At 70.8% G+C, this 19858-nt stretch carries 11 protein-coding genes, 1 pseudogene and 1 riboswitch; of the genes and pseudogenes, 6 read left to right on the top strand and 6 right to left on the bottom strand.

From position 1 onward, the window contains the following. The first annotated feature begins 13 nt into the window (after nucleotides 1–13). Both ACIP8Z_RS16080 and ACIP8Z_RS16075 read left to right on the top strand, forming a co-directional pair. Nucleotides 14–352 carry a co-chaperone GroES gene (locus ACIP8Z_RS16080; RefSeq protein WP_015033852.1) on the top strand — a complete coding sequence of 113 codons (339 nt, stop codon included), beginning with the start codon at nucleotides 14–16 and terminating at the stop codon, nucleotides 350–352. Between the two features lie 49 nt (nucleotides 353–401). After that, nucleotides 402–471, top strand: a riboswitch (guanidine-III (ykkC-III) riboswitch). Nucleotides 472–504: 33 nt separating this feature from the next. Then, nucleotides 505–825, top strand: coding sequence for a multidrug efflux SMR transporter (locus ACIP8Z_RS16075; RefSeq protein ID WP_093800677.1), 321 nt, complete (start codon nucleotides 505–507; stop codon nucleotides 823–825). On the opposite strand, the gene ACIP8Z_RS16070 is transcribed toward ACIP8Z_RS16075, so the two are convergent. Further along, on the bottom strand, nucleotides 819–3098 hold the full coding sequence (locus ACIP8Z_RS16070) for a transglycosylase domain-containing protein (RefSeq protein ID WP_402083611.1): 2280 nt from the start codon (nucleotides 3096–3098) through the stop codon (nucleotides 819–821). The genes ACIP8Z_RS16075 and ACIP8Z_RS16070 overlap by 7 nt on opposite strands. A 236-nt stretch (nucleotides 3099–3334) precedes the next feature. On the opposite strand from ACIP8Z_RS16070, the gene ACIP8Z_RS16065 reads away from it, so the two are divergent. The 4 genes and pseudogenes from ACIP8Z_RS16065 to ACIP8Z_RS16050 all read left to right on the top strand — a co-directional run. Then, nucleotides 3335–4135, top strand: coding sequence for an ABC transporter permease (locus ACIP8Z_RS16065; protein WP_402083870.1), 801 nt, complete (start codon nucleotides 3335–3337; stop codon nucleotides 4133–4135). 148 nt (nucleotides 4136–4283) lie between these two features. Continuing rightward, nucleotides 4284–5060 carry an ABC transporter permease gene (locus ACIP8Z_RS16060; protein ID WP_402083868.1) on the top strand — a complete coding sequence of 259 codons (777 nt, stop codon included), beginning with the start codon at nucleotides 4284–4286 and terminating at the stop codon, nucleotides 5058–5060. Between the two features lie 9 nt (nucleotides 5061–5069). Then, nucleotides 5070–6092, top strand: coding sequence for an ATP-binding cassette domain-containing protein (locus tag ACIP8Z_RS16055; protein ID WP_402083609.1), 1023 nt, complete (start codon nucleotides 5070–5072; stop codon nucleotides 6090–6092). 12 nt (nucleotides 6093–6104) lie between these two features. Continuing rightward, nucleotides 6105–7373 (top strand): annotated as a pseudogene (locus ACIP8Z_RS16050) (DUF445 domain-containing protein); the annotation flags it as partial. A gap of 156 nt (nucleotides 7374–7529) precedes the next feature. On the opposite strand, the gene ACIP8Z_RS16045 reads toward ACIP8Z_RS16050, so the two are convergent. From ACIP8Z_RS16045 to ACIP8Z_RS16025, 5 genes are all read right to left on the bottom strand, one after another. Then, nucleotides 7530–7832 (bottom strand): hypothetical protein, encoded by a 303-nt coding sequence (locus ACIP8Z_RS16045; protein WP_402083606.1) that lies wholly within the window; start codon nucleotides 7830–7832, stop codon nucleotides 7530–7532. 142 nt (nucleotides 7833–7974) lie between these two features. Beyond that, a complete protein-coding gene (gene drmB / locus ACIP8Z_RS16040) occupies nucleotides 7975–9834 on the bottom strand; it encodes a DrmB family protein (protein WP_402083604.1) in 1860 nt (619 codons plus the stop codon). Beyond that, entirely contained in the window at nucleotides 9831–13088 is a 3258-nt protein-coding gene (locus tag ACIP8Z_RS16035) for a helicase-related protein (protein ID WP_402083601.1), read from the bottom strand. The genes drmB and ACIP8Z_RS16035 overlap by 4 nt, the downstream gene beginning before the upstream one ends. After that, nucleotides 13085–14989 carry a UvrD-helicase domain-containing protein gene (locus ACIP8Z_RS16030; RefSeq protein ID WP_402083599.1) on the bottom strand — a complete coding sequence of 635 codons (1905 nt, stop codon included), beginning with the start codon at nucleotides 14987–14989 and terminating at the stop codon, nucleotides 13085–13087. Before ACIP8Z_RS16030 ends, ACIP8Z_RS16035 begins: the two co-directional genes overlap by 4 nt. After that, entirely contained in the window at nucleotides 14986–19743 is a 4758-nt protein-coding gene (locus tag ACIP8Z_RS16025) for a DEAD/DEAH box helicase (protein ID WP_402083596.1), read from the bottom strand. Before ACIP8Z_RS16025 ends, ACIP8Z_RS16030 begins: the two co-directional genes overlap by 4 nt. Between the last annotated feature and the right edge of the window lie 115 nt (nucleotides 19744–19858).

Below are 19858 nucleotides of genomic sequence, written 5' to 3'. Positions count from 1 at the left end.
GTAGGTTCACACCGTGAGCGAGAACACGCACGACAAGCTGCCCATCCGGATGCTCCACGACCGCGTCCTGGTCCGCACCGACTCCCCGGAGGGGGAGCGGCGCTCCGGCGGCGGCATCCTGATTCCGGCGACCGCCGCCGTCGGCCGCCGCCTGGCCTGGGCCGAGGTGGTCGCGGTCGGTCAGAACGTCCGTACCGTCGAGATCGGCGACCGGGTGCTGTACGACCCCGAGGACCGCGCCGAGGTCGAGGTGCGGGGCGTGGCGTACGTCCTGATGCGGGAGCGCGATCTGCACGCGGTGGCCGCGGACCGCTTCCAGGGGACGACGGACTCGACCGGGCTGTATCTCTGACCTCATGTGCCCCGGAGGGCCTTGGTGACCATGGTCACCAAGGCCCTCCGCCGTCTTTTGCTAGCCTGGAGACACCCGACGAGACGCGCCGTACCGGGATTCCGACAAGACGACGCACCCCTGTTGTTCCGTCTCGCGGAGGTGTTGTCGTCATGGCCTGGGTCCTTCTTGTCGTCGCGGGTCTGCTGGAAGTCGGCTGGTCGATCGGGATGAAGTACACCGACGGCTTCACGCGACTGTGGCCCAGCGTGTTCACCGGCGCCGGGATCGTCGCCTCGATGGTCCTGCTGTCGCACGCCGCGAAGACCCTGCCGATCGGTACGGCGTACGGCGTGTGGGTGGGTATCGGCGCGGCCGGTGCGGCGGTGCTCGGCATGGTCGTGCTGGGTGAGCCGGCGACCGCCGCCCGGATCTTCTTCGTCTGTCTGCTGCTGGTCGCCGTCGTGGGTCTGAAGGCGACGTCGGGTCACTGACCGGGGGTGCCGCGGGGCGGGCGGGGGCCGCGTGACGCCGCTCCCGGGCCTGCCTCGCCCAGCTCGTACGACCCCTCAGGGGCGCCATCCGGAGCACCGGAGGGATCGGGGGCGGCTGAGGCGTCAGGAGCGGCGGAGGTGTCCCGGGCGGTGTCCCGGGCGGCGGACGCGTCACGGACAGCGGAGGCGTCAGTAGCGTCCGCGGCATCCGTCGCATCGGGGAGCGGCGGGACCGGCGGCGGTTCCTCCGCCCCCGGCATCAGTTGGAGCTCGAAGTCCCGCGGTGCCGTTCCCGCCAGTGCCGCGCGGGTGAACTGGGCCCAGATCTCGGCGGGTGTCCCGCCCCCGCTGACCCGGGCCTGTCCGAGCGCGCCGTACAGCGGTTCCTGCCGGCCCGACTCGGGGTCCTGGCCCATCAGGGCGACGACCGTGGCGAGTTCCGGGGTGTAGCCGGCGAACCACGCGGCCTTGTCGTCCTCCGCGGTGCCCGTCTTGCCGGCGGCGGGGCGTCCGACGGCCTGCGCGACCGTTCCCGTACCCGTCTCGATGACGCTCCGCAGGATGGCCGTGGTGGTGTCGGCGGCCTCCCGGCTCACCGCCTGCCGGGACGCCGGGGTCGGCACGGCGATCCCCTGACCGTCCCTGCTGAGGCCCTCGACGAGGGAGTACGTCCCGTGCCGGCCGTGCGCGGCGAGGGTCGCGTACGCCGTCGCCATGTCCAGGACACTGGCCGTGGCCGCGCCGAGCGCGATGGAGGGGGAGGCGGTGAGGTCGGGGGTGGAGCCGGGCAGGCCGAGGTCGACGGCGGTGCGTCGTACGTGCCCGGGGCCGACGTCGACGGCCATCTGGGCGTACACGGCGTTCACCGACAGGTCGGTCGCGGCGCCGACGGGGATCTCGCCGTAGCTCGCGTCGTCCTCGTTGGCGGGGTCGTACGGGGCGCCGCTCCAGCCCTCGACCGGCCGCCGGTTGCTTCCGTCGTACACCGTGTACGGGGTGATCGGTTCGCCCTGCTGGGTCTGGGCGCCGCTCTGGACGGCGGCGGTGAAGACGAAGGGCTTGAAGGTGGAGCCGACCTGGTAGTCCCGCCGGGTGGCGTTGTTGACGTACTGCTGGGTGTAGTCGACACCGCCGTACAGGGCGAGGACCTTGCCGCTGGCCGGGTCGACGGCCGCGGCGCCGACCCGTACGTACCGGTCGGCGGCGGCGCGCGCCGGGTCGAGCTTGGAGATGACCCGCTCCTCGACGGCCTGGACGAGCGCGTCCTGCTTGGCGGGCTCAAGGGTGGTGGTGATGCGGAAGCCGCCGCCGGCGAGGGTCTTCTCGTCGACGATCCCGTGCTCGGTCAGGTACTCCTCGACGGCCTGGACGAGGTAGCCGCGCTGCCCGGAGAGGCCCGTCGCGGGACGGGCGGTCTGCGGGGTGGGGAAGCGGGCGGCGGCGCGGTCGGCGCGGGTGAGCCAGCCTTCCTTGACCATGCCGTCGAGGACGTAGTTCCAGCGGGCCACGGCCTTGGCGCGGTTCTCGGGATGGGTGGTGACGTCGTAGGCGCTGGGGGCCTTGAGGACGGAGGCGAGGTACGCGCCCTCGGCGGTGTCGAGGTCCTCGACGTCCTTGCCGTAGTAGGCGCGGGCGGCGGCCTGGAGGCCGTACGCGTTGCGTCCGAAGTAGCTGGTGTTCAGATAGCCCTGGAGGATGTCCTCCTTGCTCTTCTCGCGGCCGAGCTTGATCGCGATGAAGAACTCCTTCGCCTTGCGGGTGAGGGTCTGCTCCTGCCCCAGGTAGTAGTTCTTGACGTACTGCTGGGTGATGGTGGAGCCGGACTGGCGGCCCTTGCCGGTGACGGTGTTCCAGGCGGCCCGGACCATCGCCTTGGGGTCGACGGCGCGCGAGGTGTGGAAGTCGCGGTCCTCGGCGGCGAGGACGGCCTGCCGGACGGCGTGGGGGACGCGGTCGAGCCGCACGTTCTCGCGGTTGACCTCGCCGTCGCGGGCGAGGGTGCTGCCGTCCCGGTAGAGGTAGACGTTGGACTGGGCGAGGGCGGCGGAGTTGGCCGGCGGGATCTCCACCAGGAGGTACCCGGCGGCGAAGGCGCCGAAGAGCAGCAGGGTGCCGAGGAGCAGGAGCCCGAAGAGGGTGCGCAGGAGGCGCCGGGGACGGCGCTGCGGTGTGCGCGGTGGGGGAGGGGAGAGGGTGGGGTCCCTCGGCTCCCAGCCCGTGGGGCGGGCCGGCCGGGGGGCGTCGGAGTCGCTCGTACCGGAGGAAGGGGGCATGGCAAGTCATATTGCCCCTTAGGGGGCGAAACTCCTGAATGCGACCCGAAGGTGACGGGAAATCCGGTCGCGGCGCGAGGGCGAGCTTCGCTAGGGTCGTGCGCTTCGGCGTTTTTCGGGTTCTCTACGGACTTCGGTGCTTCAGGGCCTCAGGGACTCAGGGGCTTCGGTGCTTCACGGCCGTCGGCGCTTGGGGGACTTCGGTGCTCCACGGACTGGAGAGGAGAAGCCGCATGCTGCGGCTGTACGCGACGGTGGCCGCGGGCGGCTTCCGGCGCCATGCGACCTACCGGGTGGCGACGGCGGCGGGGGTGTTCACCAACTCCGTCTTCGGCCTCGTCCTGTCGTACACGTACATCGCCCTCTGGGACGAGCGCCCGCACCTCGGCGGCTACACGATGGACGACGCGCTCGCGTACGTCTGGATCGGGCAGGCGCTGCTCACGGTCTGCGGAATGATGGGCGGCGGCTTCGAGGACGAACTGATCGAGCGGATCAGGACCGGCGACATCGCGGTCGACCTCTACCGCCCGGCCGACCTCCAGACCTGGTGGTTCTCGGCCAACCTGGGCAGGTCCGCCTATCAGTTGCTCGGCCGCGGGATCGCTCCGATGGCGGTCGGCTGGCTGGTCTTCCGCTTCACCCTGCCGGCCGGACCTGGCTCGTGGCTCGCCTTCCTGCTGGCGGTGGCGCTCGGCTCGACGGTCGGTTTCGCGCTCTGGTACGTGGTGGCGATGAGCGCGTTCTGGCTGCTGGACGGCCAGGGCGTGGTCCAGGTGGCCTGGCTGGGCGGCCTGTTCTTCTCGGGGATGCCGCTCCCGCTGAACGTCTTCCCGGGCGCGCTCGGCGAGGTCGCGCGGGCACTGCCGTGGGCGTCGCTGCTCCAGGTGCCGGCCGATGTGTACCTGGGGAAGTACGAGGGCTGGGGCCTGGCGGGGGCGTACGCCTTCCAGGGCGGCTGGGCGCTGGTGCTGCTGGGGATCGGCCGGGCGGCGCAGGCGGCGGCGACGCGGAAGGTGGTGGTGCAGGGTGGCTGAGGTGACGCCTACTCCGGTGCGGTCCGGAGGCGCGTACGGCCGGGGGCCGGGCCAAGGGCGGGGACAGGCGCAGGAGCGGGGGCGGGGACAGGGGCAGGGGCAGGGTCCCGCTCCCGGCCGCCTGGGCGACTCCTGGCGGACGTACCGGATGGTCGCGGGGATGTGGATCCGCTCGACGATGACGTACCGCGCGTCCTTCCTGATCACGCTCTTCACGAACTTCTGCGTCACGTTCTTCGACTTCGTCGTGATCCTGCTGATGTTCGGTCAGGTGAAGGGCCTGGGCGGCTTCACCTTCGCCGAGGTCGCCCTGCTGTACGGGACGGCGGGCACGGCGTTCGGGATCGCGGACCTGACGATGGGCTCGCTCCAACGGATGGGGGCGCGGGTCAGGGACGGCTCGCTCGACACGTTCCTGATGCGCCCGGCGCCGCTGCTCGCGCAGCTCGCCGGGGACAAGTTCGCGCTGAAGCGGTTCGGCCGGGTCACCCAGGGCCTTGTCGTCCTGGTGTGGAGCCTGTGCCTGCTGGACGTGGTGTGGACGCCGCTGAAGGTCCTGCTGCTGCCGGTGGCGGTGGTGTCCGGCGCGGTGATCTTCGGCGCTGTGATGGTGCTGGGGGCGTCGGTGCTGTTCTGGATGCAGGACGCGGCGGAGGTGACGAACTCGTTCACGTACGGCGGGAACACCCTCCTCCAGTACCCGCCGACGATCTTCGCGCAGGACCTGGTGCGGGGCGTGGTGTACGTCGTACCGCTGGCGTTCGTGAACTGGCTGCCGGCGCTGTACGTACTGGACCGGCCGGCCCCGGCGGGGGTGCCGGAGTGGGCGGCGTTCGCGTCGCCGCTGGTGGCGGCGGTGTGCTGCGGGGTGGCCGGGGCGGCGTGGCGGGCCGGGGTCCGCGCGTACCGATCGACGGGAAGCTGAGGGCGGAACATGGCGTCGCACACGACGACCGACACGACGACCGACACGACGACCGAGCCGTTCATCGAACTGGAGAACCTGGAGAAGGTCTTCACGGTCCGCAGAAAGGCGGGCCTCCTCCGCCGCGAGAAGAAGGAAGTACGAGCGGTCGACGGCATCAGCTTCACCGTCGAGCGCGGGGAGATGGTCGGCTACATCGGCCCGAACGGCGCGGGGAAGTCGACGACGATCAAGATGCTGACGGGCATCCTCACCCCCAGCGGCGGCCGGCTGCGGGTCGCGGGCATCGACCCCGCGCGCGAACGCACCCGTCTGGCCCAACGGATCGGGGTGGTCTTCGGCCAGCGGACGACGCTGTGGTGGGACCTGCCGCTGAAGGACTCGTACCGGCTGATGCACCGGATGTACCGCGTCCCCGACGCCCGCTTCCGCGAGAACCTGGACCGGTGCGTGGAGCTCCTGGAACTGGGGGAGCTGCTCGACGTGCCGGTACGTCAGCTGTCGCTGGGGCAGCGGATGCGCGGCGACATCGCGGCCGCTCTCCTCCACGACCCGGAGGTCCTGTACCTGGACGAGCCGACGATCGGCCTGGACGTGGTGTCGAAGGCGAGGGTGAGGGAGTTCCTGAGCCACCTCAACACCACGGAGGGCACGACGGTCCTTCTGACCACCCACGACCTCACGGACATCGAGCAGCTGTGCTCGCGGGTGATGGTGATCGACCACGGGCGGCTGATGTACGACGGGAAGCTGTCGGGCCTGCACGAGGTGGGCGAGAGCGAACGGCTCCTGGTGGTCGACCTGGAACGGGAGCTGCCGCCGATCGACGTCCCGGGCGCCCGCTTCGTACGGTCGGAGGGCCCTCGCCAGTGGCTCGCCTTCCCGGCCACGGCATCGGCGGCCCCACTGGTGGCGGCGGTGGCGGCGACGTATCCCCTGCTGGACCTCTCGGTGCGGGAGCCGGACATCGAGACGGTGATCGCGAAGATGTACGGGGGAACTCGGGACGAGCGCCGGGAGTCCCTGATGTAGGAGGTCAGGCCCATGGTGAGTTTTTCGTACACGGCGGCGGACGAGGAGAAGAGCAGAGGCGTCCGCCGCATGAAGTCGCTGGCGACGGCGCTGCTGCTCGCCGTGGCGGTGATCTACGCCCTGGCGACCTGGGCGGAGAACGAGGGCTGGGGGCCCTGGACGGGCTATGTCGCGGCGGCGGCCGAGGCCGGCATGGTCGGCGCGCTGGCGGACTGGTTCGCGGTGACGGCACTCTTCAGGCGCCCCCTGGGCCTGCCGATCCCGCACACGGCGATCATCCCGACGAAGAAGGACCAGCTGGGAGCGTCGCTGGGCCAGTTCGTGGGAGAGAACTTCCTCTCCGCCGACGTCGTACGGGGCCGGCTGGCGGCCCTCGGCATCGGGAGACGCCTCGGCGGGTGGCTGGCGGACCCGGCGCACGCGGACCGGGTGACGGCGGAGGCGTCCACAGCCCTCCGGGGCGCGCTCACCGTCCTGCGCGACTCGGACGTCCAGGCGGTCGTGGGCGAGGCGATCACCCGGCGGGCGGAGGCGGCGGAGATCGCGCCGGGACTGGGCAAGACGCTGGAGAAGATCGTCTCGGAGGGGGCGCACCACCGGGCGGTGGACCTCGTGTGCACCAGGGCTCACGACTGGCTGGTGACCCACGGCGACTCGGTGATGGACGCGGTGCAGGGCGGCGCCCCGGGTTGGACGCCCCGCTTCGTGGACAAGCGCATCGGCGAGCGCGTCTACAAGGAGCTCCTCCGCTTCGTGACGGAGATGCGGGACATGCCGGCGCACCCGGCGCGCGGCGCGATCGACCGCTTCCTGACCGACTTCGCGGCCGACCTCCAGGCGGACACGGACACCCGGGCCCGCGTCGAACGCCTGAAGTCGGACCTCCTGGCCCGCCCGGAGGTCCAGGACATCATCGCCTCGGCCTGGTCCTCGGTCCGCAACCTGATCATCGCGGCGGCGGAGGACGATCGCAGCCAGCTCCGCCTCCGCGCCCGCGCGTCCCTGATCTCCCTGGGCAACCGCCTGTCGACGGACACCCGCCTCCAGAAGAAGGTGGAGGGCTGGGCGGAGGACGCGGCGGCCTACGTGGTCACGACGTACCGGCACGAGATCACGTCCCTGATCACGGACACGGTGGCCGGCTGGGACGCCACGCAGACCTCGAAGAAGATCGAGGCGAACATCGGCCGCGACCTCCAGTTCATCCGCATCAACGGCACGGTGGTGGGCGCACTGGCGGGCCTGTTGATCTACACGGTGAGCCATGGGGTGGGGGGCTGAGGGGAGGACGGGGGCCGGCGCGCCCAAGGGCCGACGGGCCGGGGACCGCTACTTCCCGAGGGTGACGGCCACCGGCGAGGGCTCAGCCCCGGTCGCGGGTGACGGCCACCGGCGAGGGCTCAGCCCCGGTCGCGGGTGACGGCCACCGGCGAGGGCTCAGCCCCGGTCGCGGGTGACGGCCCAGGAGGCGGCGGCCATGCCCCCGGCGACGGAGAACACGGCGGGCCAGGCGCCGATCTTCTTGGCGAGCGGATGGGACCCGGCGAAGGCGGCGACGTACGCGGTCCCGAGCCCGGCAGCCACCTTGGCCCCGCCGACCTTCTGCCACTCCCGCGCGGCAACCCCACCGGCCACGGCGAGCACCGCACCCCCGAGGGGCCGCTTCTTGGTCCACCGAGCAACGGCGTAACCGCCTACGAGCCCGGCGGCGGCTACGACGGGGGAGGGGATGCGGGGCACGGTGTCACCTCTGGTTCGAATCGATGTCTTTCCGCATGAGCCTAACGAGGACTCCCATCAGGTGACGGCGGGCCCTGTGGAGGGACACCGCGCCCTGTCGAGAGCGGCGCCGACTGCCACGGGCGCCGCTCTCGATCGAAGGTCAGGCCAGCAGGTCCGCGAAGAATCCGATCCGAGAGTCCTCCGGGGTGCCCACGAGCAGCGCTCGGTCGAGAAGGAGGTTGTTGTGCTCGCAGCTCGTCTCCGGGAGCATCACGCAGGCGTGACAGGCGGCGAGGTTGGCGCCACCGGTACCGGACGCCTCGGACTCGACGCAGAGCGGGTCGGAGGAACACCACTCCGCACGGTGCACGGCACCGCGGATCGTATCGGCGAGGCGGTCCGGTTCGCCCTGGGCCACGAGCCCCCCGAGGCTCCCCGCAGAGTCGCTCGTGGCCGTGTAGACGAGGATTCCCGCCATGTCGTCGTCGGCGTAGAGACGCTCGCGAAGCGCGCCGGCGGGGTAGCCGGCGTCGAGACTCCATTCGTTGATGAGGACATGAGCCAGGGTGTGGAGCAGGACCATGCGCGGGGTGGCAGGGGAGTCCGGGACTCGGGTCGGGTCGGCGGCGCGCTGCGCGATGAGCCTCTCGTGCGCGGTGCGCATCCGTTCGGCCCGCGCGGCCACGGCGGTCGAGCGCCCCCACTCCGCGAGGCGGGTGCCGTCGAGGCGGAGGAAGACGCCCTCGCCGCGGACCTCCATGGCGGGCAGCCAGGTCAGTTCCGATGTCGACAGCGCGGCTTCCCTCCCCTCGGTCGCCGCGTCGAGGTCGGCGAGACGGGTGAACGCCTTGAGAGCGCGGACCTCGCGGAGCTTCTTCACCAGCATGGGGCCCGTCACCCCGAGCGGATGCAGGCCCGCCGGGCTCCCGAGAGGGGTCTCGCAGATGAACTGCTCGTCGCGGGACCGCTCGCGTTCGTCGTTCCCGGCCCGGAGGCGCTCGTACTCCTTGTGTCGCAGGGCTCGGTACCGGTGGTCGAACGCCGGCGTCCCCTCGCCGTCGGGGTCCTCCTCCCGTTCGGCGTCCAGGAGAGCCATGACCTCGTCGACGGGCACCGGGATCTCTCCCTTGAAGACGAACTTGAGGCACATCTCGACCTCTTCGCGCCCGTTCAGCTTGCGCAGTTCCTCCCAGTGCTCGGCGAGCGGGTCGGCGCGACCGTCGCTCCAAGGCGGGATGGAGAGCGCCGACTTCAGCACCGGTTGCCACACGGCGGACGAACCGCGCTGGAGAGTACGGGCGGTGAAGTCGCAGGGCTGCGCGGGCGCGGACGTACCGAGCCATGGGCGGGCGCTGCGGCAGCGGAGCCCGAGGTCCTTCAGGGCGTTCCTGCGGAAGGAGCCCTCCATCGAGACCTCCGGAACCCCGCAGGTGCACGAGACGACGATGGAACGGAGGGACGAACTACGCCCCGACGAGCGCAGCTTGAGGGTCCCCCCGCACTGGCCCGCAGTGATCGCGCCGCCGCCTGCGGCACGGTGGACCCAGTGCCAGTAGGGGAATTCGTCGAGATGCCCCGCCTCGCAGGCGATCACGAAACGCGAGGGGACCAGATCGGCCTCGCAGGTGCCGCAGACGCTCCTGCCGGGGGGAGGGTTGAAATCACGGTGCCGACGCAACTCGTCGCATTCGGGGCAGGACTGCATCACGGGGAAGCGGCGGACCCGGACTCCGTCCTTGCTGGCCTCGTCGGATGCGGGAGGCAGTCGGAAGTGCTGGACGCCCAGGAGGCGGGCGAGGCGACGCTCGTAGATCCTGGGCGATTCGTCCGAACCCCAGTGAGAATCGGCTCCGTCCAGGCCGGAGACGATGAAGGACTCGTGGTCGACGGCGACCAGCGACCCGACTCCGTACGTGGTGATCATCTGGGAGCGGCGGACGGCGCCCCGTCGGAGCAGGTTGTTGGCGGGAGCGCGGCCGTCCGTGTCGGTGCGGCGACGACGTGCGGGGGGCGGGGTCATCGGGATGCCTCCATGAACAGGGCGGACTCGGCGTCGACGTCGCGCAGGCTCCACAGGGTGGACCATGCCTCCACGTCCGCGGACTCGTCGTCGTACGACTTCAGGAGCGACGGCGTACGGTCGCCCCTCTTCGGCTCGAAGAGCAGGGCGCCGTGCACGTCGGCCTCGGCGCACCACCAGTCGACGAACTCGTCGAATGCGCGGGAGACGGCCTCGGTCTCCTCGGGGACGACGCGGGCGACGCGTTCGAGGAGGATGCCCTTGATGTCCTCGCGGAGCCGGTGCTCGTAGGACTCCACCCGCCCGGCAGCGTCGTTGGCGCGGGCCTCCGGGAGCAGGATGCGGGCGAGAGCGACGACGACCGCGTGCAGGCCTCGTTCCCGTGCGCGGGAGGAGAAGGGGGTGACGGACGTGGACTCCACCTCGCGGTACAGGGCGGAGTGGAAGTGCAGGAAGTTCTCGTAGTGCGAGCGGTCGCGGGAGCGGGTCGCGTTGAGCATGACGGCGACCAGGCCGGGGTGGGCACGGCCGACGCGGCTGGTGGCCTGGATGTATTCGGCCGTGGTCTGCGGCTGGCCCATCACAGCCATCAGACCGAGTCGGTCCACGTCGACACCCACCGCGATCATGTTGGTGGCGAGAAGGACGTCCACGGCGTCCGCGTCCGGGAGTCTCCTCTCGATGCCCTTGAGACGGGTGGGGATGTCGCTGGCGTCGACCCGGCTCGTCAACTCCGAGTAGTTGGTGGAGGACCGGACCTCCACTCCTTCCCGCTCGGCGAGCAGCTCCAGATAGGCCACGACGTCGTCGTGGACCTGGAGCTCGGCGGCGGAGAGCAGCCGGAGGCTGTTGAAGTATCCGACGAGGCTCCAGTACGCGTCCCGGACATCGTCCTCGGTCCGAGCCTGCTTCGCGCGGTGCATCAGGGTGGCGTACGTACGGATGAGAAGGGTGGACTGACTGGTGCCGGGGGCCAGGAGACCGACGTAGCGTCGGCTCGCCTTCTCCTCGCGTGGCGTCTCCACCGCGAACCACGAGTCGCGGGAGTCCAGACCGGCGGGCGGGAACTGGCGAACGTCACGATCGAAGAGGCTGCGTCCCTGGGCGGCGGCTCGACGGATGGTCGCGGTCGAGGCGATCACCTTGGGGCGTGCCGCGAGGGCGTCCACGGCGGTCTCGTAGAGACCGGTGAGGGTCCCGAGCGGGCCCGAGATCAGATGGAGCTCGTCCTGGACGATCAGCTCGGGGGGCGGGGTGTGGCCGGCCGGGTCGTCGCGGTTGAAGAGGGCCGCGGTGGCCGGACGCCATGGCATCGAGGCGAACTTGTCGACAGTGGCGATCACCAGGGTCGGCCGGGCGTCGTAGACGGCCTCGTCGATGAGGTGGACCGGCAGGCCGTCGGAGAAGTCGCAGTCGGCACCGGGGCAGCGGACGTACATCCGCTTCTCGTCCGGCTCGACCTCGTAGTCGCGGGCGTCCAGGCGCGTGCCGCACCACGAGCAGGCATGCAGCTGGACCGGATTCTTGGTGGCCAGACGCTTGTCGAGGTCCTTGCGCAGCTCGGCGAGCTTCGCCTCGGCTTCCTCGAGAGTATTGGGCGTGGCCGAACGGCCCACCCACATCCCGATGGAGAACTCCTCGGCTCCCAGCTCGTCGGGAAGTTCGCGGCGCATCAGCTCCATGGCACACAGCAGGATCGCGGCTCGTTCGAACTGCTGAAGCGTGAGCAGCCGCAGCGTGTAGCGCATGAGCACGGTGACGCCCCCGCCGTCCGCGCCGCGCCGGATGCGACGCAGGAAAGCCGTGAACGCGATCAGCCCGAGGTAGGCCTCGGTCTTGCCACCACCGGTCGGGAACCACAGCAGGTCGGCGATGGCGCGGTCGTCGTGATCCGGGTCGTCGATGCCGGCCAGGCAGAGCAGTACGAACGCTATCTGGAAGGGCCGCCAGCGGCCCGCGGCCGGGTCAGGGACACCGACCCGGCCCGCCTTGACCCAGGCGCTGCGGGCCCGCTGATCGGCCATGGCCCGATTCGCGAGGCGGAAGGCCCGCATCAGGTCCGGCTTGTCGCCGAGGAGCTCGATGCCCTCGCGGACCCTCCCGAGCGCTTCGCGGCATGCCTCGACCTGGGCGAGAGCGGGCTTCTCGTGCGGGGAGCCGGCGAGGGCGGCAGCCTCCGCCGCCTTGCGGTCGATCCAGTCCTCGTAGCCCGTGGCGAGTGTCCTCAGAGCGTTCAGGACGTCGGTGTCCGATCCATTGGCGAGGCCGACCATGGAGAGGGCCGAGCTGTCGATCTCGGGGTTGGAGTCGGTGAGCAGTACGTCGAAGGTGGGCACGAACTCGCTGCGCACCTCGGTCACTGCGGCCGGCCGGGAGTCGGTGATCCCGATCGGTGGCGGTGGCCAGTCCCACGCGGCGGCGCAGCCGTGGCCCACGGCGAAGGTCGGGGCGTGGCGGTGGAGCAGCCGGCTGGTGGCGACCTCGAGGTCGTGCGCGGCAGCCGGCGCGGGACGCTCGACGAAGGCGCTGGAGCCGTCGGCCGCGTGGACGGTGAGTCCGCACTGGAAGAGCGACGAGGCGTCCTGTAGGTCGTACTCGCCGATCCGCCGGGTGTTGACCAGCGTGACCGTGACCGTGACGGTGCCGGTGACCGCGTCGGGGCGGCGGACGTTGACGCGCAGTGCTGCGCCGTGGCCGAGATCGAACCTCAGGGCGGGGTCGGGCGTGGTCACGTCGACCGGGGTCTTCGGCAGCGTGAGCACCTTCCGTCGCCACTGCTCCTGTTGGTCGGATGTGGTGCGGGCCTCGGCACGACGAGGCGGGACAGGGCGACCTTCCGAGTCGGTGGCCTCGTACACCGCGGCCCGAGCTCGGATCACGATCGATCCGCTTATGGCCGGATCGACCGCGAAGGTGAGTCCCATCGACGAGGGGCGGCGGGACCCGGCGGCGCCGATGTCGTCCGCCGTGCCCGACTCATCGACGTTCTCCCGGGAACCCATCGCCACGCGGTCAGGGCCGTCCTGCTCCTGATCGTCCTCGCGGATCCGTTCCTCGGCAGCCGCGTTCGCGGACCTCGGGTAGAGAATGCCCGTGAGGTAGCGGTCGATCGGTGCGTCCTGGACGAGGACCTCGTCCCGGTCGTCCTGCGCGGCATCGGGGGAGGGCCCCAGGAGTTCGCGACGCAGTCCCACCAGGAGTTCTTCGTCTCGGACCCGGTAGTGTTCGGCGTGCCGGCCTGCCACGTGCGTCATGCGCTCATCTCCTCGTTGTCGTCGGCCCGGCGGTACCTGCCCATGCCGGTGATCCGAGGTGCGATCCACACCCCTCGGTCGCCGAGGCCGGCGTTGGCGCCGGCGGCGCCGCTGCCCGTCACGGTCTCCAGGGTGTCGATCCGTATGCCGTGGATCTCGTCCGGCCACCAGGGGTCCCAGGTGCGATTCACCTTCTGCACCTGGAACAGTTCCTCGCGGAAGGTCTCCGAGGCCTCACCGATCTCTCGCCCGTTGTGCACGAGAGCGTAGGGCGGGCTCTGGTGTTCTCCGCCCGGCAGGTCGTGGCGCTTGCGCAGCACCACCTCGTGCCCGGCATCGACCTGTTCCAGAAGGTACGTCTGGGTCGCGAGGGCGTCGTTCTCGTGGCCGGGCGGGGCGTCCTGACAGATGTCGCCCGCCTCGGCGACGATCCCGTACCTGTCGTAGGACCTCCACCCGCCCACGTACCTGCGGCCGCTCCTCCTGCCGCCCGCCCGTCTCAGAACCGGCAGTTGGGGGGGCTGTACATGGTAGAGATCCTGGCGGGCGCGTGTCATCGCCACATAGAGCGCGCGCGCCTCGGCGGGGAGGTCCAGCTCGTCCTTGTGCTGCTTGCGGAGTTCGGCCACGGTCGGTGGGGTCAGGACGATCACGCGATCGAACTCGAGTCCCTTGGCCCGGTGCACGGTGGTGACGACGATCCGCGAGGTCTCCGGGTCGGTCGCCTCGTCGGGGAACCGGCCGTCCGCGACGGAGCGGCGCAGCCGCTCCAGGTCGAGCACGTTGCGCCCGTTCCCGCGTGCGGCGCGCCGCAGTACCGTCCACAGGGCGGTCGCGTTCGGCTCGAACGGCAGGGGGATCTCCGCGAGCAGAGCACGGAAGCGGTCCTCTGTGAGGCCGCTCGCCTCGGTACGGCGCAGCAACTCGGCCACCCAGTAGGGGACCGGCCGCTCTTCGAGGGGGCGTCGCAGCCGGTGAGCGACCCCGTGCTCGTGGAGCAGGCCGGACACCACCAGGGCCTGCCGGTTGTCCCGGGTGAGGATCGCGCAGGTGTCGGAGAGGTTCCGCAGACCGTCCAGGGTCAGGCGGTCGGTGAGGTCGCCCATCCCGTTCGCAGGCTCCAGCAGCAGGTCGCGCAGTTCCTCGTACAATCTCGCCGCCGGGTCCGCCTCGGCGAGCTGCTGCAGCAGCGGGCCGTACCTCAGCGCAGCCCCGGCCTCGGGGGTGGCGGCCCGGAAGTTCCGTGTGAGGTGCAGTTCCACCAGGTCGTCGGGGAACGAACAGCGCAGCCAGTCGAAGAACCGCCCCGTCTCGTCCTTGCGCTCGGCCAGATCTTCGATCTGGAAGCCGTACACGGTCTGGGCGGCGTCACCGACGACGGTGAAACCGCAGCTGTCCTGGTAGCGGTCGAGAAGGGTCTCCACCAGCTCGCGGCGGCCGCCCAGGAGGTCCTGGACCTCGTCGATCACCACATGAGCGGGCGGGACGCCGTCGCCCGCCTCCAGGGCTCCCTTCTCGATCGCCTGCGCCGCGGCCGCGATCCGCCCGTCAAAGCCGACCGAGCCCCACTCGCCGTCCGGATGGGCCTGACGGAGCACCCCGTACGCCCATGCGTCGAAGGTCTGTGCCCGGACCCGGCGGGCCCGGTCCCCGTGCCGGGCGATCCGCTCCCGCAGCTCGCGCGCGGCGGCCCTGGAGAAGGTGAGCACCAGGATCTCGGCCGCTTCCAGAGCCTCCTCCGGGTCCTCGTGGCCGCACAGCGCGTCGAGCCTGCGCACCAAGGTGTGGGTCTTGCCCGCCCCTGCCCCGGCCGTGACCAGCACGCGGGCGTCCCAGGGCTGCTCGACCACGGCCCGCTGCTCCTCGGTGAGCGGGGGGCTGTCGAGGTAGGTGTCGGTCACTTGCGGCTCCAGAGGTGCTCGAACTGGTTGAACGCGAGCTGGGTGTCGAAGTTGGCGATGTTGTCGCTGACGTTGAGGATCAGGCAGGTGTCCTTGCCGCCGTTCAAGGGACCGCGCAGGCCGCGACCGATCATCTGCTGGTAGACGTTGGTGCTGTAGACCGGGCGGGCGACCACCACGACGCGGGTCGCGGGCGCGTCGAATCCCTGTGTGAGGACGCCGTAGTTGGTGAGGACGCGGATGCGGCCCGAACGGAAGTCCTCGATGCGCCGGCGCCTGTCCTGGGCGCTGGTCGTCGAGTCCACCGCGGCAGCAGGCACCCCGCGGTCGTTCAACATGGCCGCCAGGTACTTGGCGTGGTCCACGGAGGTGGCGAAGAGCAGGGTCGGCCAGTCCTTCGGGAGGGCCACCACCTCGTCGACGATGCGACGGCTGCGGGCGTGGTCGTCGGCGAGCCGCTGCTCGGCGGCGCGTGCGAGCGTGGCCATCCGGTCGGTCTGTGCCTTCTCCTCCCGGGTGAGCTCGATCCGGCCGCCTTCCAGGGTGCGGTGCTCGACCTGCGCGAGCATGCCCCATTCCTGGAGGTCCCGGTACGGGTCGCCGGACGGGAAGACGCCCTCGTCGAGGCGCTTGTTGCCGAAGCGCTTGACCAGTCGACCGGTCTCCTCCTCGTTGGTGTTGCGGAACGGGGTGGCGGTCAGGCCCAGCAGGTGGCGCTGCGTCTCGTACTGGGTGAGGCCCAACTGCCCCAGGATCCCCGTGTACCGCTTGGAGACGGCGGTGTGCGCCTCGTCCACGATCACCAGAGCGGCTTGCCGCAGCCAGCCGTACGCCTCGGTGTCCAGGCAGCGTTCCAGCTTGGCGTCCGTCGCGACGACGAGGTGCGGATGGTCGACGACGTCCCCCACCTCGTTGGTGCTCCACAACCGGCTGATGGTGAGCGGTCGTTCCGCACCCACCTTGCTCCAGACGAACTTCCAGCTCTGCACGGCCTGCTCGCACAGCTCTTCGGTCTGCGCGATCCACAGCAGTGGACCTCGCAGGTCGCCGACCTGCTTCACCCACCGGATCACGGCCTCCGCCGTGACCCGGGTCTTACCGGCTCCGGTGGGCAGCGACAACATGGCGCGTTGCGGGGCCAGCCGGTCGAGCAGGGTGCTGATGTTCCGAACCAGGTCCTCCTGGTAGTTGTGGAGTCGGGGGAAGTCGCGGGGGCCGTCCACGGTCTCGAAGGCCGGCGGGGACGGGGTCCTGGAGCCGGCGAAGGTCACCGGGAGTCGCAGGTCCGAGACGAAGGCGATCGACGCCGACGATCCCCCGTAGGCGACCGGTGCGTTGGGGAACCTGCCCTGGATGTCCCGGGCATGCTGCTGGAGCACTCCGTCGCCGTGGGCGTTGAAGGCCATCTGCGCGATCCGATGCCGGGACGGGTCCGTACCGTCGTTCTCCTGCAGTTCGGCCTCCATCAGCCCTTCGGGCAGCCCTGACCGCAGGGCCTCCGCGCCGATCAGGAGCTCGATCTTGGTGACCACGTCCTCGGCGTCGCGTACGGCTCTGAGCACCGCCCTCGTCTCGCTGTCCCGGGCCATGCGCTCCTGGTGCTCCAGGACCGCCTTGCAACCGGCTGCCCCCAGCCCGAGTTCCAGTTCGCGGTCGATCAGACGCAGCATCGGTTCGGGGTCCAGCGGGACGCGGACCTTCACCGTGCCGCCCTGGCGCACCGCGTCCAGTGGACGGGGCCTGGTCCCGTTGGGGGTGCGGGTCACCTCCTCCAGCTCGGTGCACCGTTGCACCAGGCTGTTCCGGTTGGCGCTGGTGAGTCGCTGGCGCAGCGACGGGTACAGCTCGACCAGCGCCACCGGGTCACCGTCCGGGACCTCGCGGGTCTCCTTGCTGATCACGTCGGCGTAACGGAGCATGCCCCACTTCTCGACCATCAGCGCGGCGTCCGCGGCACTCGGCACCAACAGCGCGGGAAGCTGTTCGGCGCGCAGCGCCAGGTACTCGGTCGTGCCGACCGCGACGGTGATCTCTTCGTCGGGACGGCTGCCCCAGGCCTCGCCGATACGGCAGCGCGTCAGCGAGTCCTCGGGGAAGTCCGCGCCGAACCGGGTCAGCATCACGTACGTGGCACCCACGAAGCTGTCGTCCTCGCTGCGGGACACCTCGGTGAGAAGGTTCTCCCAACGGGCGGACGGGACTTCTTCGACCGTGGTCGGCAGCCGCAGCTTCCGGGCCTTCTCCGGCGAGATCTCGGCGACCGGCAGCACGTCGCGGTAGGCAGCCAGCTGCGGCCCGACCGCTTCTCTCAGCTGTTTGATCCCCTGGGAGGTGGCGACTGTCCCGTACTTCCTGAGCAACCAGCGGATCGGCGAGGCCACGGCCTGGCGGGTGCTTGTCTGTGCGCCGATCTGGCGAGTCCAGTTGTCCACGACGGCGTCGTCCGGCAGCGCCTTCAGGAAGGCCGCACGGGATTCCTCCGAAAGCGATCGGAACAGGTGCAGGGGGCCGCCGACGGCGGAGCCCTCCACCTTCATCCGGCCGAGGGAGGGACGAGGGGCGTGGTCGTCGAGGGTGCGCAGATAGGCCGAGTGGACAGCCTCCCGGTACTCCTCGAACCATTCCTCGCCGTCCGGGCGTACCGAGGTCGAGGGCAACTCGCGCAGACCGATCTCCGGGAAGAAGGGGACGTCGTCCGAGTGGAACCCCATGTCGACCGCGATGCTCGGGTCGCGCCGAGGGTCCACGACCGCCCCCGGGAGCATGCAGGCACGTACGGGCCGGAACCTGCCGTCCGCGGTCCGTACGCGCAGCGTCTCGCGGGCGTTCGGGACGCGCTCCAGCACCGTGTGGGCCAGTCGGCGTCCGCCCGCTCGACGGAACAGCTCCCAGAAACGCTCCCACTCCGTGTCGCCGTATCCGTCGAAGCCCTGGTCGAGGACGCTGACGAAGCGCCCCTCGGCGTCCGCCTCCCGGACGCCGAGGACGTCGAGCGCATGGGCGAGCGAGGGGTCGTGCGCGATGTCGCCGACCACGTACACGAGGGACTCCCGCAGCCCTCCTTCGTCGGCGCGCCGGAAGACGCGGCCGGGTACGGGGGCGACGAGACCGTGTTCCTCGGTGAGCACGATCCGTGCCCTGCGGGCCTCCTCGGTGTAGGGGGAGCGGATCTCGATCATCTCGGCGAGGATGCGGATCGCCACCGCCGACGCCTCGGGCGTGCCGCATGCGACGAGCGCCTCCAGCCATGTGCGGACGTCGGTCCGCTTGTGTTCGGCCGCCGCGAGGACGTGTTCCACCTTGCCGGACCGCAGGAGGTCGGCCTCGGCGTTGGGGTGCAGCCAGTCGACAGGCCGACCGGGGCACTCGTGCCACATCCGCAGCCAACCCGTGAGGCGCTTCTGATCCTTGTCGAGACGAGGGTGGACACGCAGCTCGGTGGGTACACGAAGCACGCCGTCCTGGTCGGGCAGCGAGGGCCGGACCGCGGTCCGTTCCCAGATCTCCCGGGTCAGGAGGGCGTCCGCCCAGCTGATGGCTTCCTTCGCGCGGCCCGGCAACAGGGGGAGGTACGCGGCGGGGTCGTCGCCGGGGGCCAGCCGGGGAAGCGAGTCGACGACCAGAGCCGCCGAGACCTTGACCATCTCCTCGTTGAAGGCGGAGGAATCGAGGAGGTTCTGCCGGTCCTCGTTCGTCTTCCACGCGCCGTTGAGGATGCCGCTGAGGGACATCTCGTACTTGGTCGGGAAGAACGACCAGAAGCGTCCTCGACCACGCGACCTCGGGGAGACGTACAGTCCGCTCTCCTCGTCCTTCTCCAGCGCCGGTACGGCCCAGGCGAGGTCGAGCGCGAGACGGTCGTGCAGCTCACCGGCGTCGGCTCGGGCAGCCGGTCCGGGCTCATGGGTCACGGAGAAGACTCGCCACCGGGCGGTCGCGGTGGGCCTCCCGGTCCGCTCCTCGACCACGGTGTGCAGGTCCCCGTCCTGCTCCGCGATCAGCACACGACGGGCGATCGGCCGAGGGCGGCGGTCCTCCAGGACGACCTTCGCCACGTGCGGGGAGAGGAGCTGGAAACCGACCGGGAACTCCTCGCGGGAGGAGCCGGCCCGGGTGCGCCCGCCGTGCATGTCATGGGCCAGCCTGTCGGCGGCACCGGGGAGCAGCGGCAGGCGCACGACGGTGGTGGCCCGGCCGAGCAGCTCGTCGAGGACGGGGTCCTGGGCGCGTTCGGCCGTCATGTCGAGCGGGCGCGCCATGCGCAGCACCGGGGCCTCGAAGGTGTCTCCCAGACGGTCCGTCACGCCCGGTACCGACCGGATGCGCTCGTACGCCCACTCGCGGTCGAATCCGAAGGAGCCCGTGCTGCTGAAGAACTGCGGGGTGTCGGTGACGACGAGCACCGACTTCACGCCGACGCCGAAGCGGCCGATCTGGCCACCGCGCTTGCGGGACATGCTCATCCGCAGAATTGTCTCCGCACCCTCTGGGGTGACGGGAGAACCCTCGTTGGCGCAGTAGAGGTGGGTCTCGGTGAGGACGACGTGGGCGGTTCCGCCGGGCTCGGCGGCGATCTCGTCGGCCGCGTTCTGCACGAGTTCGAAAAGCTGCCGGTCGCCGTATCCTCCCTGGGTGATCCGCCGCTCGCTGTTGGCGTGCTCGGGAATGAGGCCGGGGTCGACCGCATAGGTCTGCAGTACGCGTTCAGACTGTTCGAGGACCGTATCGACGACCGGGGAGTTGGTGGGCGACATCTTGTCTGCGGCTCCTGGAATCGAGGAAGGGTGAGAAGGGACCCCGACGGGCCGGCCTTGTGGGGGCCCCAACGGCCTGGGGCCCCCACAAGGCCGGCCCGTCGCAAGCTGCTGC

Source organism: Streptomyces sp. NPDC088553 (genome assembly GCF_044752965.1).
Taxonomy (GTDB): domain Bacteria; phylum Actinomycetota; class Actinomycetes; order Streptomycetales; family Streptomycetaceae; genus Streptomyces.
The sequence above is the reverse complement of the archived record's forward strand: the minus strand, read 5'-3'. Positions and strand labels throughout refer to the sequence as shown.

Bases quoted from the DNA above. Each gene is read 5' to 3' on its own strand.
- ACIP8Z_RS16075 (WP_093800677.1), top strand. From the start codon at position 505: ATGGCCTGGGTCCTTCTTGTCGTCGCGGGTCTGCTGGAAGTCGGCTGG.
- ACIP8Z_RS16060 (WP_402083868.1), top strand. From the start codon at position 4,284: ATGGTCGCGGGGATGTGGATCCGCTCGACGATGACGTACCGCGCGTCC.
- ACIP8Z_RS16035 (WP_402083601.1), bottom strand. From the start codon at position 13,088: ATGACGCACGTGGCAGGCCGGCACGCCGAACACTACCGGGTCCGAGAC.
- drmB (WP_402083604.1), bottom strand. From the start codon at position 9,834: ATGACCCCGCCCCCCGCACGTCGTCGCCGCACCGACACGGACGGCCGC.
- ACIP8Z_RS16070 (WP_402083611.1), bottom strand. From the start codon at position 3,098: ATGCCCCCTTCCTCCGGTACGAGCGACTCCGACGCCCCCCGGCCGGCC.
- ACIP8Z_RS16055 (WP_402083609.1), top strand. From the start codon at position 5,070: ATGGCGTCGCACACGACGACCGACACGACGACCGACACGACGACCGAG.
- ACIP8Z_RS16025 (WP_402083596.1), bottom strand. From the start codon at position 19,743: ATGTCGCCCACCAACTCCCCGGTCGTCGATACGGTCCTCGAACAGTCT.